This window comes from Algoriphagus lacus, assembly GCF_003583985.1.
Classification (GTDB): domain Bacteria; phylum Bacteroidota; class Bacteroidia; order Cytophagales; family Cyclobacteriaceae; genus Algoriphagus; species Algoriphagus lacus.
Genome location: NZ_QXML01000002.1, coordinates 460,592 through 477,415, shown reverse-complemented (window position 1 = coordinate 477,415; position 16,824 = coordinate 460,592). Strand labels below are relative to the sequence as shown.

Genomic DNA, 16,824 nt, shown 5'->3' with positions numbered 1-16,824 from the left:
CCAAAATTTTTGGACTAATTGTCAAGCTATTGATTTTCCATAAAACCTCCTGCCCGATCAAATAAAATAATCTTTTCCCGATCTAATTTTAATCGATCGGTAATTTGGGAATAAAAAAACCGGCTTGGAGCCGGTTTTTGCTTAGCTAACTGGAGCTATTAATTGGTTTTTTTCAGATTTTCTTTTGCCTGTTCGAAGGCAGGATCCAAAGCTATAGCTTCGTTGAAAGCAGTCTTTGCTTCTACTTTTGAATTTTGATCTAAGTAAATCAATCCTTTCAAATTAAGTGCGGCGGCTTTCATGCTGACCTCCTGTGTTTCGGTTTGGGTTTTAGGAAACCCGATCTTTTCTTCAGGTTTGGCATTTTTTACCAACATGTTGACCGAATTCATAGCTTCATCATACCGCTTCAAGTTGTATTGGATAAAAGCAGATTTGTATAAGCTGAAGTTGTCCCCGGTGAGGAGATAGAGACTTTCAAACTGAGGCAAAGCTCTGTCTAAGGCTCCAAGTTGCTCCAAGGAATACGCAGCTACCTCCAATGCCCCAATGTTTTTATCGTTCAACTCAAGTAAATCCAAGGAGATCAGAGCAGCTGAGGTGAATTGGCTGGCATCAAAATACAAACTTGCCAAAGCCTCCATGTATCGGATATCCTCCGGATTTCTGATCATAAGCTCATACAACTTAGTTTTGGCTATATCCAAATCATTGTACCTCATGGCCGCCTGATAAACCATCTGATCAGCCGCATTCAAGGCGCTTTTGGTTTTCGGGTCTACTTTAGGAATGGAGTCGTTGGCAGTCTGGGCAGCCAGATTTCCGGCACAAATGGCCAACAGCAGCAAAAGGAATGTGCGCTTCATCGTTACTTCGTTATTTTTTTGTGATTTGATTAATTCTGTATGGGAGTTATTCCCTTGCTTAGGGCAATCTCAAACATGAGCTCTCGAGCTGATTCAGGGTTATTTTGAATTTTGCCCTCCAATATAGCTTCTTTAATTTCTTCTTTGATTTCTCCGATAATTTTTGACGGAGGAAGGCCAAAAATGGCCATTATTTCTTCGCCACTAACAGGAGGTTGGAAGTTTCGTACCTGATCTTTTTCTTCTACTTCCTTGAGTTTCTCTTCCACCTTGTCGAAATTTTCGAGGTAGCGCTGTACTTTCTTGTTATTCTTGGAAGTGATATCAGCCCGACAAAGCTTCATTAGGTCATCAATATCGTCTCCTGAATCAAAAAGTAACCTCCTCAACGCTGAATCCGTCACTTCAACTTTTACCAAGGCAATTGGCCTGAGGTGGAGGCGAACCAATTTTTGGACATATTTCATCCGGTCATCCATTGGGAGTTTCAGCCTGCGAAAGATATGGGGAGTCATTCGGGCGCCTTTATCTTCGTGACCGTGAAAAGTCCACCCAACTTTAGGATTAAATCGCTTGGTGGCAGGCTTGGCAATGTCATGCATAATTGCAGCCCACCTAAGCCAAAGGTTATCAGTGGTAAGACAAACATTATCAAGGACCTGAAGTGTGTGGTAAAAGTTATCCTTGTGCGATTTGTCATCCACTGAATCTACTCCCTGCAATTCGACCATTTCAGGAAAAAATTCATGAAGTAGTTTGGAAGCAAAAAGCAGCTTAAATCCATAGGAGGGCTTCGGCGTCATGATGATTTTATTCAATTCATCAATAATCCGCTCAGCGGAAATAATCTGAAGTCGACTGGCATTTTCTGACAACGCAAAAAAAGTATCCGCATCAATATCGAAAGTCAGTTGAGCCGCAAATCGCACTGCACGCATCATTCGGAGCGGATCATCCGAAAAGGTGATTCCGGGCTCAAGAGGCGTTTTGATATTCTTTCGCTTGATGTCACCCACCCCGTCAAATGGATCGATCAACTCCCCGTAATCTTCCGGATTAAGGGAAATTGCCATCGCATTAATGGTAAAATCTCGGCGCTCTAGATCCTCCTCTAGGCTCCCGTCTTCCACGATTGGTTTGCGGGATTCTAGTCGATACGACTCTTTTCGAGCACCCACAAATTCAAGTTCCCAATCATCCAGCTTGAGCATTGCTGTTCCGAAATTTTTAAAAACTGAAAGCGGCACATGCTGCTCAAAAGATTTGGCGACTTCCTGTGCCAATGCAATTCCACTTCCAACACAGGTAAAGTCAATGTCCTTACTTGGCCGATTGAGAATCAGGTCACGAACATACCCTCCCACGACATAGGTTTTCAATCCAAGCCTTTTTCCTGCTGATCCTACTCGTTCAAAAATCTCATGCTCATCAAGCCTTGACTTCAAATTCATCGGTTGATAATTTTTACGTCTCCGTCCGGACCCAAGAACATTTCTTTGGTGGTAGGGCTTAAAAGTGGAAAATAAACGTCAGTTTGAAATTCTGCAGAGGATTTATCTGATTCAATTTTCATCAAAATAGGTTGTGAAATCTGAAACAACAGTTTGTTCCAATTAGGCTCTCTGATAAGGGAAAATCGAATCACTCCATCTTGAATAGGCCCATGCTTCAATACTCCGCTTGCTGGGCTACGGTAAATGGTGGGCTTGGTTCCAAACTCCACGATATCCAATGAAACCTCAGAAAAAGGCTCACATACCGTACGAATCTGGAAAAGGTCGAACAAAAGATATACCCAATCCTTCCCCATTTCCGGTTTCCAACTCTCCATTTTTAGAAGTGTAAGGATTTTTCCGTTTCCCTCCTTAATAGATACCTGACCCTTTTCGCGAAAGGCTTTGAAAATTGCTTGCTGATCCAAAACTTTAAATTTTGAAACAAAAATAATCAGATTATCCGGCCCAAGAGGTTAAAATCTCAAACTCAAAAAAACCAATTCCATCTTGGGCTTAATTTTAGGATCTTATTTCCATTTTACATCTAATAGTGATCCAAACGCCAACTGAAAAAAAAGCCGTTAGCAACTCAATTCAGCAGAAAATAAATAAAGAAAAGACTCTCACTAAAACAGCCTAATTTTTACTCTTATTTAAAATGTCTTCAAAGATTTTTATGACGTTGGACTTAGTATAAAATCAAGAATCCATGAGAAGAAAAAAATAGACATAAAAAAAAGACAGCCATTTAGCTGTCTTTTTCCTGATTACCAAGTTCAATTAGCTTTTCAACCAGTTGATAAAAGTTTGATAACCCACACCAATTTCTCTGGCAAAAGCAGCTTTGGTTTTCTTTCCAGCTGCCTCTACTTTTTTCCACTCCTCAACAATTTTGTTTTTCTCATGATCAGAAAAAGATCTTCTCTTACCCGCACCTTTTGAAGTTGCGGCGCCACTTAATGCAGCGATCAAATCATTCAATTCAGAAACGAATTTACCATCTGTTAAAAACAATCCTGCTGCTTCTAATTTCTTGATGACTTCATCCTTTGGATTAACCGGAGTTACCGCAATACCTCTTGCAGCAGCTTCATAAAGATCAATTTTCTTTCCGTCGGCTGTTACATAGATAAAGCCGTCTGTTCTTTTCAGATCAGCAATAGCTTCTTTAATAAGTTCTCTCATTGCTAGAATATTTATTTGTGTTAATAAAAATCCATGCAATATATAAATTGCTCTTTTACCAATTAATAGTTTTTAAAAAATATTTTATGAAAATTCCTTTTCAAATCATTTTCAATTGATAATATCAATTCAGGGAATAGGTTTCGAGCCAGTTTTGGATAAGGTTTTTAATTTTAAAATCCTTTGCAAGTACATTGAAATAAGCTTTTTCCAGCTGTCTGTCCACAAACTTTGTTTGATATTTAGACAAATCATTTCCATCCGAAAGCTTCACCAGCATTTCATTAAAGGAATCAAAAAAAGGCAATTGTTTATCCCTTTCCGACGGTTCAATTATTTGATCCGGAGTTATCTCAAAATATTCAGAACTTGAAGCAAATGAGTATCTAACATTTCCGTTAGTTTCCATTCTGAATAAAACAATTGATTCATTTTCTCCTATTAATGTAGCGATCTCATCAAATTGTTCATTCATATGAATATCCTCCATCAGAGATTCAATGAGGAAATAAACAAACTTTTTCCAAGCACTCAGAATCTCTGAACTGAATCCATAATTTTCAGACTCAAAAAGTATATGTTTATAAACTTCCAACTCAAACTGATTGTGGTTACATAAGGAAGCCAATTCAAACCAATCATTACCATATTGTTCTACTAATGGCCAAAAACAAACCAACCGTTTATTGGCAATGACAACCTCTTCAAAAAGGCGGGAGTAAATCTGATTGATCACCTGAACATCTTCCTCGTAGCGGGTCCAATCGATCTCTGCAAATAACTGGACAGGATCCAATATCACCAAGTCTCGGGTTTGATCTGAAAACTCCCCCATCCAAGTTGGGTTCATTTCCATATGTTGATCTACGAGAATAATTTTTTTGATTCTTGAGTTCATAGTATTACGATGGTTAGATTAATATTTATTCAGAATGATATTTAAGATGTTTGGAAAGCAGTGAAAACAAATGGGCACAATAACTTTAAAGGGAAAACCAATGGACTAATTTTTCACTCAAATCATGCTGCTAAACTAGTGGAGTACCCAAACACAACCAATCAATTGACACATATTGTCGGTATATACTTTTTGGATCCCAGCAGTCTTAATCCTTGAAAAAGTCAGGATTTACTAAAAATTCACCGGGAAGAACAGAAGCCAAGTCAGGAAATTTCCCTACTTTTGAACCCCATAAGAATCCAATCAAAATCATCCCGCCACCATTCTTATGGGCCAATCCACCAAGTACATTTTCATCACCGGAGGCGTTACCTCCTCTCTGGGAAAAGGCATTATTGCTGCTTCACTGGGCAAATTGCTGCAATCCAGGGGATTCAGTGTGACCATTCAAAAATTTGATCCTTACCTGAACATTGACCCAGGAACGCTCAATCCCTATGAGCACGGAGAATGTTATGTGACGGATGACGGTGCAGAGACTGATTTGGACCTTGGACATTATGAGAGGTTTCTCAATGTCACTACCTCTCAAAGTAATAACATCACGACTGGCAGGATATACAACAATGTTATCACCAAAGAACGAAAAGGTGAGTTTTTGGGAAAAACTGTACAAGTAATCCCACATATCACCGATGAAATCAAGAGTAACTTCTACAAGCTTGGGCATGATGGGAAATATGATGTAGTCATCACTGAGATTGGAGGGTGCGTGGGTGACATCGAATCACTTCCCTTTATTGAGGCAGTTCGTCAGGCACGTTGGGATTTGGGACCGGGCAACTTCCTTGTCATTCACCTGACTCTTATTCCTTACCTAAAAGCAGCCAAAGAGCTAAAAACAAAGCCTACCCAGCATTCGGTCAAGCAATTGCTCGAGGCGGGTATTCAGCCGGATATTTTAGTTTGCCGTACGGAATATCACCTTCCTCCAGATGTGAAGAAAAAGCTAGCGCTTTTCTGCAACGTCCAGCTCAATAGTGTCATTGAGGCTATGGATGCAGAATCGATCTACGATGTACCGCTTTTGATGAAAAAAGAAAAGCTGGATGAACGGGTGATGAGCAAATTGAAATTATCATCCAAAACACACGCAGACTTAGAGGACTGGAAAGATTTCTTGGGAAGGCTAAAAAATCCAACACAGGAAGTCACCATTGGACTTATCGGTAAGTATGTTTCTCTTCCTGATTCCTATAAGTCCATCATTGAGTCCTTTACCCATGCAGGTGCGGCAGTGGAATGTAAAGTGAATCTTAAATTAATTTCTTCAGAAGAAATCAATTCTGAAAATTTCTCATCCAAACTGGATGAGTTGGATGGAATTCTGGTAGCACCTGGATTTGGAGAAAGAGGATTTGAGGGAAAAATCGAAACAGTTCGTTATGCCCGAGAAAATCAGGTTCCATTCTTCGGAATCTGTTTGGGTATGCAAGTAGCTGTGATTGAATTCTCCAGAAATGTATTGGGTCTTGAGGAGGCAAACTCCACCGAAATGGATCCAAAAACACCCCATCCGGTAATTGGGCTTATGGAAGAGCAAAAGAAAATTGACCAAATGGGTGGAACTATGCGATTGGGTTCGTATGCTTGCGACCTCAAAAAAGGTAGCAAGGCGGCTTTGGCCTATGGCAAAACAAAAATTCAGGAAAGACATCGCCACAGATATGAATTCAACAATGAATACCTGGAGCAAGTTGAGAGTAAAGGAATGATTGCAACCGGAAAAAATCCCAACACAGGTCTGGTAGAAATCATGGAATTGAAAAACCACCCTTGGTTCGTAGGGGTACAATTCCACCCGGAATATAAAAGCACTGTATTGAACCCTCAGCCACTGTTTGTCAAGTTCATTCAAGCGGCTATTGATAATAAAAAACAGAAGTAATTGAATTGAGCTGAGTTTTTCAGCTAAGAAAAGTGAACGTATGGATAAAAATCAAGCAACTGGTTTGATTCTTTTTGCGGCGGTAATTTTGATTTACTCGATCTTTTTTGCGAGTGGTCCTGAAGTTCCTCCGGTAGAAGAAATTCAACAGCAGACTGAAGCGCAAGCAGCTATAAACACCCCGGAATCTCAGCCCGAAATTTTACCGGACAGTTTGGTAGACGTACAGCGTACTGCAAAGTACGGAGCACTTGCTCCCCTGACTTTGGGTGAGGAACAAGACGTGGTTTTGGAAAATGAACAAGTAAAAATTACGTTATCGACCAAAGGTGCAGCAATCAAAGAAGTAATCCTCAAAGATTACAAAAGCTGGTCCATGGAGCCTTTGGCTCTGTTGGATGAAAAGAGTTCCAAAATGAGTTTTACTTTGGAAAGCTCTAAGGGACCTCTGGATATTGCAGAGCTTTACTTCAGCCCAAAATTGTCTGAAGAGGAGATTGAAGGAGTTAAAACTCAGGTTCTGACCCTATCTGCAGGAACAGAATCCGGACAAATCATCCAAAAATTCACCTTGGCTGATGGAAGCTATGAGGTGAAAAGAACCTTGGAAATAGACCGGTTTCAGGGAGTTTTCTCCGGAAACGCCATTAATTTCTCTTGGGAGGATCAGATAAAAGCTCAGGAAAAAGACCTGGCAGAATCCAGAAGACAAACCCAGCTGAATTATTATCTCGCTTCCGAGTCGTTTGAAAATCTGGGTGTCGGAGATGACGCGGAAGAAGAGCAACTGGCCGAACCTGTGAAATGGATTGGTTTCAGCCAAAGGTTCTTCACAGCTGGCATTATTGCAGATTCTGTATTTCAGAATGTGAATGTAGCCCAGTCCACTCCAACAGATTCGACTGTAGTCCGAACGATGAAAACCTCTTTTTCCATTCCGATGGAAAATGGAAAGGCAGAACTTAGTTTTTACTTTGGCCCGGACAAATACAAAATCCTGAAGAAAGTCACCGATGGATTTGAGGATAATGTGGACATGGGTTACTTCTTTGTGAGCTGGGTCAACAAGTACATTGTCGTACACCTATTCGAGTTTCTTGAAAAATATTTTGACAGCTATGGAATTATCATCATTCTGATAGTATTGCTCATCAAGCTTGCTTTGTCTCCCTTGACCTACAAGTCATATATTGGGATGGCAAAAATGCGGGTGATCAAGCCTGAAATCGATGAACTGAAAGAAAAATACGGCGAAGACCCAACCAAAATGCAACAAGAGCAAATGAAGCTCTTCTCGCAACTTGGGGTAAGTCCAATCTCCGGATGCTTGCCTTTGCTGCTTCAGATGCCATTCCTTTTTGCGATGTTCTTCTTCTTCCCAAATGCGGTAGAACTTCGTCAGGAATCATTCCTTTGGGCTAGTGACCTTTCTACGTACGATGAATTCATCAAGCTTCCGTTCACCATTCCTTTCTATGGTGCACACGTGAGTTTATTCACCTTATTGATGACAGTGTCGCAGTTGGTTTACACGCATTTCAACAATCAACTTACCACGGCTACAGGCCCGATGAAAAACTTGGGCTACATCATGCCTGTCATGTTCATGTTTGTCCTCAACTCTTACCCTGCAGGTCTGAGTTTTTATTACTTCGTTTCCAACATGGTTACTTTCGGACAGCAAGCCTTAATTAAGCTTTTTGTCGATGATTCAAAAATTCGTCAAAAAGTTGAGGAGAACAAAGTGAAGAATGTGAATAAAAAGAAATCCAAATTCCAACAAAGACTGGAAGATGCCATGAAAGCCGCAGAGGCGAGCAAAAAAAAATAAGCTAAAAGGAGTCTTTCGAAGGCTCCTTTTTTTATGTCGCTTTTTGTCAGAAAAGATTTGCGGCGAATTCCCCTGTTGGTTGAATGTGAAGGATTTAACCTTTTTTCACCTAAAGTACATCCCAAAAAAAGCCCAAACGACCACAGGAAAAGACCTGAATTTGTTTAATATTGAAGTCCAAATACCCTCTAACTAAACCATGGGAAAAATTATTGCCATAGCCAACCAAAAGGGCGGTGTGGGAAAAACAACCACAGCAATGAATCTGGCAGCCAGCCTAGCGGTATTGGAATTTAAAACCCTGGTGATCGATGCCGATCCTCAGGCCAATACTACCTCAGGGCTTGGACAGGATCCAAAAGCCATAGACACCAGCATCTACGAATGTATGGTGGAGGGTATCGATGTCAAGGACATTGTCATCAAAACCGGAATTGAAAATCTTGACCTTGTACCCTCACACATTGACTTGGTCGGTGCCGAGGTGGAGATGATCAACATGGAAAACAGGGAGGAGAAAATGAAAGGAGTCATTTCGGAAATCAAAGATCTCTATGACTTCATCATCATCGATTGCTCTCCATCTCTTGGTTTAATTACCATTAATGCGCTTACAGCTGCAAATTCTGTAATCATTCCAGTTCAGTGTGAATATTTCGCCCTCGAAGGATTAGGGAAATTGCTTAATACGATCAAGATAATTCAGACCCGACTCAATCCGGACTTGGAGATCGAAGGAATCCTATTGACTATGTATGATGTGCGTCTGCGACTATCCAATCAAGTAGTGGAAGAGGTCAGACTTCACTTCAAAAACATGGTTTTTGATACAATTATCCCAAGGAACGTCCGGCTTTCGGAATCTCCAAGCTTTGGACTTCCCGTTATTGCCTTTGACGCAGACGGAAAAGGCTCCATCGCTTACCTCAATCTGGCAGGGGAAATCGCCCAGAAAAATGGCCTTCAAAAAGTGAATAACTAACCATGTCCGATCAAAAACCGAATCGAAAAAACGCATTAGGCAGAGGGCTTGGAGCACTTTTGGAAGATAGCCCAGCTAAGAACAAACCCACAGAAATACTTCCTGAAGTCGCCAAAACAGGGATTTTTGAAATTTCACTGGAAGAAATCCAAGTCAATCCTTATCAGCCAAGGATTCATTTTGATAAAGATGCGCTCCAGGAACTAGCCGAATCCATCAAAGTCCAAGGCATCATTCAACCGATCACGGTAAGAAAACTTGCTCCTAATGAATATCAGTTAATCTCTGGCGAACGCCGTTTTCAAGCATCCAAACTCGCCGGGCTGACTCAAATTCCGGCCTACGTCAGGACAGCTAACGACCAGCAAATGCTGGAAATGGCCCTGATCGAAAACATACAACGTGAAAACCTGAATGCGCTTGAAATCGCCCATTCTTATCAGCGTTTACTTGCTGAGTGTAATCTAAAACAGGAAGAACTCGGAGATCGAGTTGGTAAAAACCGTACCACAGTCAATAATTACCTTCGCCTCCTGAAACTCCCTCCCACCATCCAGGCTGCCATTCGCGACCAGCAATTGTTCATGGGGCATGCGCGTGCACTAATCAATGTGGAAGATGTGGAAAAGCAGTTGGCGATTTTCAAAAAAGCGGTGGAAGAAGAACTGAGTGTCCGAAAGGTAGAGGCACTAGTGAAGGCGCTAAACGAAGGAAAGCAGGAAAAGGAAACTTCCCAGAAAGGCCTCGATCATGTTCGGAAATATGAAATAAACAAAATCCAACAGCGTCTTGCTTCTCACTTTGGAACCAAAGTCGCTTTAAAAGCAGACGAAAAAAACAGGGGAGAAATCAAAATTCCTTTCAATTCAGCTACCGACCTGAATAGAATCCTAGAAATCCTAGAAATCATCTGAACCAATTGAAAGCCATCTTTTCCACGTTAGATTTCAAAATTAAGACCCCATGGATTTCCTTGGGGCTTTTGCTTTTGGTATTGACTGTGGCTAGACCGGCATTTTCACAAAATCAGACTGAATCGGAGGTTGTGGAAAAAAAGGAAAAAGAGAAAAAGGAAAAACCGGACTATTCCTCCCTTCCCAAAAATCCAAAAAAAGCCACCATTCTTTCGGCAGTTTTGCCGGGAGCAGGTCAGGTTTATAATGGTAAAGCGTGGAAGGTCCCGATTCTTTATGCCGGATTTATGACTGATATTTATTTTATCGGTTACAATAATAAGCGCTATCAAACCTTTCGGGATGCACTCTTTGCCTACGATGAAGGAGATCAAAGTCAGTTTCCATCGCTCAACAGAGACGCATTAGTTCGAAACGTAGACTATTGGAGGCAAAATCGGGATTTGACCATACTTTTGTTAGCGGCGATCTATGCACTCAATCTGATAGATGCCAACGTGGATGCACATTTGTCAGGATTCGATATTTCCGATGATATCGCCATGAAAATTGAACCAAATCTGGGTACTTTCGCTGCTTCCAATTCATCCATGGGGCTAACCCTGAAATTTCAAATTAAATAATGAATATTTTAATTCTTGGATACGGCAAAATGGGGAAAATCATCGGCGAAATCGCTGAATCCCGAGGCCATTCCCTAGTAGCAAAAATAAATATTGACAATCGGGAAGAACTCAACACACTCGATCCTACAATGATTAATGTAGCGATTGAATTTAGCCAACCAGAAGCCGCTGTTGAAAACATTACCTGGGCCATGGAGCGTGGAATTCCAGTGGTCTCAGGAACTACCGGTTGGCTGTCCCGAAAAGCCGAAGTCGAAAAATTGACCCAGGATAAAAAAGGTGCTTTCTTTTACGCATCCAATTACAGCATTGGTGTCAACATTTTCTTCAAAGTCAATGAGTTTTTGGCCAAGCTCATGAATGAAACCAGCGGATATAAAGCATCTCTTGAAGAGATTCACCATACCGAGAAAAAAGATGCTCCATCCGGCACAGCGATCACACTTGCTGAGGGAATTATCCGAAACATGGACAAATTGAAGGATTGGCATTTGGTCGGACAGTCGAACGAAAACGAACACTCTCTGCCGATTACAGCCAAGCGAATTGATCCTGCTCCGGGTACCCACATTATTCGCTATAGCTCTGATATTGATGAAATTGAGATCAGCCACACTGCCCACAGCAGACAGGGATTTGCCCTTGGTGCAGTTTTAGTAGCTGAGTGGATACAGGGCAGAAAAGGAGTACTTTCCATGGACGATTTTCTATCTTTCTGAAACTAATTTTAGATCATGAGTCAAACTAAAAAAACAAAATCAGCAACTCGGGAATGGTTGGATGCGCTGGTTTTTGCAGTTGTCGCAGCAAGCTTAATCCGTTGGCTTTTGCTTGAACCTTTTACTATTCCTACGGCATCCATGGAAAAATCTCTCTTGGTTGGTGATTTCCTTTTTGTGAGCAAAATGCACTATGGAACGCGAATTCCAAAGACCCCTCTTCAAGTCCCTCTGACTCATCAGAAAATTTGGGGGACGGAACTTTCCTCCTATTCGGACGCCATTCAGCTACCATACTATCGCCTGCCAGGGTTTAGTGATGTGGAAAGAAATGATGTGGTCGTATTCAATTACCCTGTCGAATTCCAATTTCCAAGTGATCTGAAAACCAACTACATCAAAAGAGCCGTAGGGATACCTGGAGACATTTTGGAAGTTAAGCAGGGCGAATTGATCGTTAATGGCGAACCGGCTCCAAAACCTGAGGAGATGCAGTATTCCTATGATCTAATCAGCAATAGACCATTGACAGTAGATTTCTTTGCCGATTACGGGATCAATCCGGAAAGCTTTATGGCTTTTACCAATGGTGCAGGTTATTTGGTTTTTGGGACAGATGAAATGATGGAAAGACTGAAATCTTCTCCTGTAGTGGTGTCAATCACCAAGCGAATCGAAAGTCCGGGAGAAAATGATTCAAGAATTTTCCCAAATGGTTCAAATTACGGCTGGAATGCGGATAACTTCGGTCCATTACAGATTCCCGCAAAAGACTGGACCATTGAAATGACTGCCGACAATGTAATGCGGTATGGCTTTACCATTGAAAAGTACGAAGGACACAAGCAGGTTGAAATCAGAAACGGTGAACTATTGATTGATGGTAAAAAAATTGATCAGTATACTTTCAAACAAAATTACTACTTCATGATGGGTGACAACCGCCATGATTCACTGGATTCTAGGTTCTGGGGATTTGTACCTGAAGATCATATTGTTGGAAAAGCCTGGTTCTTATGGCTTTCACTGGACAAATACGAGTCAATGTTCAATAAAATCCGATGGAACAGATTCTTCAAAGGAATTGACTAAGCAAAAGCCTCGAATTGATTCGAGGCTTTTTGTTACCATCTAATTGGTTCCTTACCATTTTCCAAAAGATATCGGTTTGCTTGGGAAAAATGTCGACAACCCAAGAATCCCCTATGTGCAGAAAGCGGACTTGGATGTGGTGCCCTCAAAACCAGATGCTTTTTTGAGTCGATTAATTCGGCCTTTTTTTGAGCATAAGCTCCCCAGAGCATAAAGACCACGTGGTTCTGATTTTGATTAATTATCCGGATTACTTCATCCGTGAATGACTCCCACCCTTGATTCTGGTGTGACCCGGCTTGATTGGCCCGAACCGTCAAAGTAGCATTGAGGAGGAAAACACCCTGATCCGCCCATCGAGTAAGATCTCCATTGGGAGGCATATCCGTTCCGATATCCGATTTGATTTCTTTGAAAATATTCAAAAGACTTGGGGGAAAAGGGACACCTGGCTTCACTGAAAACGACAACCCATGCGCTTGGCCTGGACCATGGTACGGATCCTGACCTAAAATAACTACCTTTACGGCGTTCAATGGACAATGCCAAAAAGCATTAAAAATTTCTTTGCCCGGAGGAAAAACCTGGTAGTTCTGGTATTCGTATTTGACAAAAGTTGCGAGTTTAATAAAAAAGTCATGGTGAAAAACTTCGCTTAATTCGTTTTTCCAACTATCTTCAATTTTGACTTCCATTAACTTATACTTGATTTTATCACAAGAAATTGTAAATTATCGTCATTTTAATGCATTATCCAATGGTTACAGCGGTTACTGAAGGAATCAAAGTTTGCGTAGAAGTCACTTATCAGGCGGAATTTTCAAGTCCGCACCAGCACCATTATGTATTCACTTACAAGGTAACTATTGAAAACAAAAGCCAATTTACCTACCAGCTATTGAGAAGGAAATGGGAAATTTTTGATGCAGCCGAAAATCCAAAAATTATAGAAGGCAATGGAGTAGTAGGGCAACAACCTATTCTTGAGCCTGGAGAATCACACACCTATGTATCCGGCTGTAATTTGAAGTCTGGGTTAGGTAAAATGAAAGGTGTTTTTACCATGGAAAAACTTTTTGATGGAAAACTGATCAATGTAGAGGTTCCGGAATTCCAAATGATTGCCAACATTTTCCATAATTGATTTGGCAAGACTTCTTTTTTCAATAAAATCATACCTAAAATATTGGCTGAAAAAAGAAGATCACTATAGCCAGCAATCTCCATTCATTTTTCAAACGTATAATCGGCTTTATAATTTTTTGAATGAAAACAGAGTCGGTGACCCTGAAATTGAAAAAATCAGAAAGAGATTATTGAAAACCAAAACCAAGATCAACGTTCTTGACTTAGGGGCAGGCTCGAAAATGGTTCCATTACCAACGAGGGAAATCGCTGAGATTACTCGCTATTCAACTAGCAATCCTAAATTTTCTCAACTCTATCAGTTTTTCTGCTCATTAACACCTGGTGAAAAAGTGATTGAGCTTGGTACATGTGTAGGAATCTCCACCCGATACCTTTCCAAAGCCACCCTGGGAAAACTATATACTTTTGAGGGATCTGAGGAAATTCAAAAAATCGCAACCCAAAACCCGACACCGGAAAGAACAGAATTCATTTTAGGGCCCATTGAGGAAAAACTTCCTAAAGTGATAAATGAGGTCCACCACGTCGACTTTGCACTAATCGATGCTAATCATACTTATCAGGGAACCCTCCAATCCTTTTACACTTTGCTTCCTAAAGTTCATAGTAAATCCATAATTGCAGTTGGGGATATCCATTGGACACCTGAAATGGAAAAAGCATGGGAGGAAATTAAATCTTGCCCTCAGGTGAAATTAACCATAGATTTTTTCGAATGCGGAATTGTTTTTTTTAATTATCCCGGAGTAAAAACCCACCTAATTTTGGATATCTAATTTTCTAAGATTGATAAAAAGCTCAGATCCCATTCTAGCCGGATGGGAATTGTAGCATGGTTCAAACTTTTCTAACTCGAAATAGGGCTCAAAATAAGTTCGATACTCCACCTCATTTCCTCCAAAAGGAGGACCCTGGTTTGGAAAATCCCTATTAAACAACACCCCTACTAACTTCCCTCCCGGATTAAGCAATTCATGCATCTTTTGGGCATAAGCAGGTCTTAAACTCGGATTCAAGGCACAAAAAAACGTCTGCTCAAGAATCAAATCATAGCTCCCTTTGTGTTCAAAAAAATCCTCATGGTGAACCTGTGAATTTGGAAAAGATGGATTTTTTTTCAAAAAATGCTCAATCGGGACGAAGGAAATGTCCAACAAATGAATGTTGTGAATGCCCAATCCCCAACCGGCAGCCACTTCATACGCATTACCCGCACCCGGAACGAGCACAGAAATGGTTTTAGTATGAATTTGGCAAAGATATTGATAAAGGGGAGATGAGGCGGAAGCCAGATCCCATCCAGTTGAACCGCTAAGGTATCTGGAGGTCCAAAAATTTTCGTCCAAATTCAGCATATCATAAGCCCCTAAACAGATTATCAAACATGAACACTAATTTTGAAAAGGAATCAAGTCAAAAGAAAGACCAAAATAAGAACATCATAATAATTGTTCTCGTTCTCTTGGTCATCATAAGCGGTATCAAACTTTATACAGACTATGTAGACCGCACAAAGAAGACTGAAGAAATACTTCTCCTTTCCACAGAAAACAACGAATTAAACAAGAGGCTTGACTCTGTCACCTATCAGCTTGACCTTCGAATCCAAGAAATTGAAAAACTTGGAGGAGACATTCAAGCTCTTGAAGCAGTAAGAGATCAATTGATCGCAGAGCGCAATTCATCCAAGCAGAGGAGTTCATCTGAAATTGCAGCTTTGAACAGCAAGATCACCAACCTCAACGGCCTAATCGCACAGAAGGACCAAGAAATCCTCGAACTCAGAGCCGCTAATCAACAGCTTTTTGCAGAAAATGAAGATTTGAAAACTACCAAGGCTCAAATCGAGGAAGAAGTAGCTCAGCTGAACATTCAGAAACAAGATTTACAAGCAAAAGTGGATGTAGCTTCCATGCTAAAAGCTGAAAACATTACTATAACCGCTGTGAACTCAAGAGGTAAAGAGCGTGTAGAGACCACCAAGGATTTCCGTAACAAACAAATGGAAAGACTTAAAGTGAGCTTTAATCTAGCTGATAACAAAGTGGCTCAAAAAGGTCCAAGAAACGTATATGTTCAGGTTTTAGGCCCCAATTCCCAGCCAATCTTTGATGTCGCAAAAGGCTCAGGTACATTCATGATCAATGGTGCAGAGCAATTCTACACCGTAAAGCAGGACATTATCTTTGACAACACTGAGCAGGATCTGGTTTTCTACTATGAGAAGGGATCCGATTATGCCTCCGGAACTCATCAAATAAAGGTTTTTGTCGACAATTATCAAGTCGGATCCAAAACGTTTACCGTTAAATAATCCTTCCACAAAATGAATTCAAAAGCCTCCAAAAATGGAGGCTTTTGTGTTTTACTCATAATTCATTTCAGGTAAAGATTTGGATTTCAGACCTGATTCCCCTACTTTTGCGGTCTGTTTATTCAAATTCCTTAAACACATTAAAAAAATGTTCCAAAGAAATTATGAGACGGTATTCATTTTAACTCCCGTTTTGTCTGAGATTCAGATGAAGGATACCGTCGACAAGTTTGTAAACTTGTTAAAAGAAGAGGGGGCAGATGTAATCAATGTGGAGAACTGGGGTCTGAAGAAAATGGCTTACACCATTGACAAAAAGACTACAGGATTCTATGTATTGGTTGAGTTCAAGGCTAATCCAACCATCATCCGCAAGTTTGAGCTTGAATTCAGACGTGATGAAAAAGTGATGCGCTTCTTGACTACCGTGTTGGACAAGCATTCCATTGCTTATGCTGACAGAAGAAGAAAAGGAGAATTTAACAAAAAAGCAGAAGCTAAGGAGGAGCAAGCCTAATGACACTAGTAAACGAACCAATCAACAGAGGCGAAATCAGAAAGAAATATTGCCGATTCAAAAAGCACGGTATCAAGTATATCGACTACAAGGATCCTAACTTTCTCTTGAAATTCGTTAACGAGCAAGGTAAAATCCTTCCTAGAAGACTTACCGGAAACTCTGCAAAATACCAGAGAAAAGTAGCTCAGGCTATCAAGAAAGCAAGACATTTGGCTTTGTTGCCATTCGTAACCGATGGTTTGAAATAATTCGGTCTTGTATCGTTCAATCACAAAAGATCA

The 16,824-nt window shown here is 40.7% G+C and carries 19 protein-coding genes; 12 read left to right on the top strand and 7 right to left on the bottom strand.

The genetic code is table 11. The annotated features are described in order from the left end of the window. Positions 1–158 precede the first annotated feature (158 nt). The 5 genes from D0X99_RS06205 to D0X99_RS06185 form a co-directional block, all read right to left on the bottom strand. Positions 159–866 carry a tetratricopeptide repeat protein gene (locus tag D0X99_RS06205; protein WP_119476767.1) on the bottom strand — a complete coding sequence of 236 codons (708 nt, stop codon included), beginning with the start codon at positions 864–866 and terminating at the stop codon, positions 159–161. A gap of 29 nt (positions 867–895) precedes the next feature. Next, complete coding sequence (locus tag D0X99_RS06200; protein ID WP_119476766.1) at positions 896–2,317, bottom strand: CCA tRNA nucleotidyltransferase; 1,422 nt, start codon at positions 2,315–2,317, stop codon at positions 896–898. Continuing rightward, positions 2,314–2,787 carry a hypothetical protein gene (locus tag D0X99_RS06195; RefSeq protein ID WP_119476765.1) on the bottom strand — a complete coding sequence of 158 codons (474 nt, stop codon included), beginning with the start codon at positions 2,785–2,787 and terminating at the stop codon, positions 2,314–2,316. The genes D0X99_RS06200 and D0X99_RS06195 overlap by 4 nt, the downstream gene beginning before the upstream one ends. A 355-nt stretch (positions 2,788–3,142) precedes the next feature. Continuing rightward, positions 3,143–3,586, bottom strand: a complete 444-nt coding sequence (locus D0X99_RS06190; protein ID WP_147392194.1) for a hypothetical protein — start codon at positions 3,584–3,586, stop codon at positions 3,143–3,145. Positions 3,587–3,671: 85 nt separating this feature from the next. Then, a complete protein-coding gene (locus D0X99_RS06185) occupies positions 3,672–4,445 on the bottom strand; it encodes a hypothetical protein (RefSeq protein WP_119476763.1) in 774 nt (257 codons plus the stop codon). A gap of 331 nt (positions 4,446–4,776) precedes the next feature. Here D0X99_RS06185 and D0X99_RS06180 point away from each other — a divergent pair, with 331 nt between their 5' ends. The 7 genes from D0X99_RS06180 to lepB all read left to right on the top strand — a co-directional run bounded on the left by D0X99_RS06180 (position 4,777) and on the right by lepB (position 12,560). Then, complete coding sequence (locus D0X99_RS06180) at positions 4,777–6,396, top strand: CTP synthase (protein ID WP_119476762.1); 1,620 nt, start codon at positions 4,777–4,779, stop codon at positions 6,394–6,396. Between the two features lie 40 nt (positions 6,397–6,436). Beyond that, positions 6,437–8,227, top strand: a complete 1,791-nt coding sequence (gene yidC, locus D0X99_RS06175) for a membrane protein insertase YidC (RefSeq protein ID WP_119476761.1) — start codon at positions 6,437–6,439, stop codon at positions 8,225–8,227. Between the two features lie 199 nt (positions 8,228–8,426). Next, a complete protein-coding gene (locus D0X99_RS06170) occupies positions 8,427–9,209 on the top strand; it encodes a ParA family protein (RefSeq protein WP_119476760.1) in 783 nt (260 codons plus the stop codon). A 2-nt stretch (positions 9,210–9,211) separates the two neighbouring features. Continuing rightward, positions 9,212–10,123 carry a ParB/RepB/Spo0J family partition protein gene (locus D0X99_RS06165; protein WP_119476759.1) on the top strand — a complete coding sequence of 304 codons (912 nt, stop codon included), beginning with the start codon at positions 9,212–9,214 and terminating at the stop codon, positions 10,121–10,123. A 5-nt stretch (positions 10,124–10,128) separates the two neighbouring features. Then, positions 10,129–10,746 (top strand): DUF5683 domain-containing protein, encoded by a 618-nt coding sequence (locus tag D0X99_RS06160; RefSeq protein WP_233553665.1) that lies wholly within the window; start codon positions 10,129–10,131, stop codon positions 10,744–10,746. Beyond that, positions 10,746–11,468, top strand: coding sequence for a 4-hydroxy-tetrahydrodipicolinate reductase (gene dapB / locus D0X99_RS06155; RefSeq protein ID WP_119476758.1), 723 nt, complete (start codon positions 10,746–10,748; stop codon positions 11,466–11,468). The genes D0X99_RS06160 and dapB overlap by 1 nt, the downstream gene beginning before the upstream one ends. 15 nt (positions 11,469–11,483) lie before the next feature. Continuing rightward, the gene (gene lepB / locus D0X99_RS06150; RefSeq protein ID WP_119476757.1) at positions 11,484–12,560 is read left to right on the top strand and encodes a signal peptidase I; all 1,077 of its coding nucleotides are present in this window, start codon (positions 11,484–11,486) and stop codon (positions 12,558–12,560) included. A 32-nt stretch (positions 12,561–12,592) separates the two neighbouring features. Here lepB and ung read toward each other — a convergent pair whose 3' ends face one another. Next, complete coding sequence (ung, locus tag D0X99_RS06145; protein ID WP_119476756.1) at positions 12,593–13,255, bottom strand: uracil-DNA glycosylase; 663 nt, start codon at positions 13,253–13,255, stop codon at positions 12,593–12,595. Positions 13,256–13,317: 62 nt separating this feature from the next. Here ung and apaG point away from each other — a divergent pair, with 62 nt between their 5' ends. Beyond that, positions 13,318–13,704, top strand: a complete 387-nt coding sequence (gene apaG, locus D0X99_RS06140; RefSeq protein ID WP_119476975.1) for a Co2+/Mg2+ efflux protein ApaG — start codon at positions 13,318–13,320, stop codon at positions 13,702–13,704. 172 nt (positions 13,705–13,876) lie between these two features. Continuing rightward, a complete protein-coding gene (locus tag D0X99_RS06135) occupies positions 13,877–14,485 on the top strand; it encodes an O-methyltransferase (protein ID WP_233553664.1) in 609 nt (202 codons plus the stop codon). Here D0X99_RS06135 and D0X99_RS06130 read toward each other — a convergent pair. Continuing rightward, entirely contained in the window at positions 14,468–15,064 is a 597-nt protein-coding gene (locus D0X99_RS06130; protein WP_119476754.1) for a class I SAM-dependent methyltransferase, read from the bottom strand. The genes D0X99_RS06135 and D0X99_RS06130 overlap by 18 nt on opposite strands. A gap of 29 nt (positions 15,065–15,093) precedes the next feature. Between D0X99_RS06130 and D0X99_RS06125 the strand changes: the two genes are divergently transcribed. From D0X99_RS06125 to rpsR, 3 genes are all read left to right on the top strand, one after another. Next, on the top strand, positions 15,094–16,023 hold the full coding sequence (locus D0X99_RS06125; RefSeq protein ID WP_119476753.1) for a hypothetical protein: 930 nt from the start codon (positions 15,094–15,096) through the stop codon (positions 16,021–16,023). A 148-nt stretch (positions 16,024–16,171) separates the two neighbouring features. After that, on the top strand, positions 16,172–16,540 hold the full coding sequence (gene rpsF, locus D0X99_RS06120; RefSeq protein WP_119476974.1) for a 30S ribosomal protein S6: 369 nt from the start codon (positions 16,172–16,174) through the stop codon (positions 16,538–16,540). Next, on the top strand, positions 16,540–16,791 hold the full coding sequence (gene rpsR / locus D0X99_RS06115) for a 30S ribosomal protein S18 (protein ID WP_092729973.1): 252 nt from the start codon (positions 16,540–16,542) through the stop codon (positions 16,789–16,791). Before rpsF ends, rpsR begins: the two co-directional genes overlap by 1 nt. The last annotated feature ends 33 nt before the right edge of the window (positions 16,792–16,824 follow it).

Coding starts and splice junctions, on each gene's coding strand:
- D0X99_RS06170 (WP_119476760.1), top strand. CDS start 8,427: ATGGGAAAAATTATTGCCATAGCCAACCAAAAGGGCGGTGTGGGAAAA.
- apaG (WP_119476975.1), top strand. CDS start 13,318: ATGGTTACAGCGGTTACTGAAGGAATCAAAGTTTGCGTAGAAGTCACT.
- D0X99_RS06200 (WP_119476766.1), bottom strand. CDS start 2,317: ATGAATTTGAAGTCAAGGCTTGATGAGCATGAGATTTTTGAACGAGTA.
- rpsF (WP_119476974.1), top strand. CDS start 16,172: ATGTTCCAAAGAAATTATGAGACGGTATTCATTTTAACTCCCGTTTTG.
- lepB (WP_119476757.1), top strand. CDS start 11,484: ATGAGTCAAACTAAAAAAACAAAATCAGCAACTCGGGAATGGTTGGAT.
- D0X99_RS06180 (WP_119476762.1), top strand. CDS start 4,777: ATGGGCCAATCCACCAAGTACATTTTCATCACCGGAGGCGTTACCTCC.
- D0X99_RS06165 (WP_119476759.1), top strand. CDS start 9,212: ATGTCCGATCAAAAACCGAATCGAAAAAACGCATTAGGCAGAGGGCTT.
- rpsR (WP_092729973.1), top strand. CDS start 16,540: ATGACACTAGTAAACGAACCAATCAACAGAGGCGAAATCAGAAAGAAA.
- D0X99_RS06130 (WP_119476754.1), bottom strand. CDS start 15,064: ATGCTGAATTTGGACGAAAATTTTTGGACCTCCAGATACCTTAGCGGT.
- dapB (WP_119476758.1), top strand. CDS start 10,746: ATGAATATTTTAATTCTTGGATACGGCAAAATGGGGAAAATCATCGGC.
- ung (WP_119476756.1), bottom strand. CDS start 13,255: ATGGAAGTCAAAATTGAAGATAGTTGGAAAAACGAATTAAGCGAAGTT.
- D0X99_RS06125 (WP_119476753.1), top strand. CDS start 15,094: ATGAACACTAATTTTGAAAAGGAATCAAGTCAAAAGAAAGACCAAAAT.
- yidC (WP_119476761.1), top strand. CDS start 6,437: ATGGATAAAAATCAAGCAACTGGTTTGATTCTTTTTGCGGCGGTAATT.
- D0X99_RS06205 (WP_119476767.1), bottom strand. CDS start 866: ATGAAGCGCACATTCCTTTTGCTGCTGTTGGCCATTTGTGCCGGAAAT.
- D0X99_RS06185 (WP_119476763.1), bottom strand. CDS start 4,445: ATGAACTCAAGAATCAAAAAAATTATTCTCGTAGATCAACATATGGAA.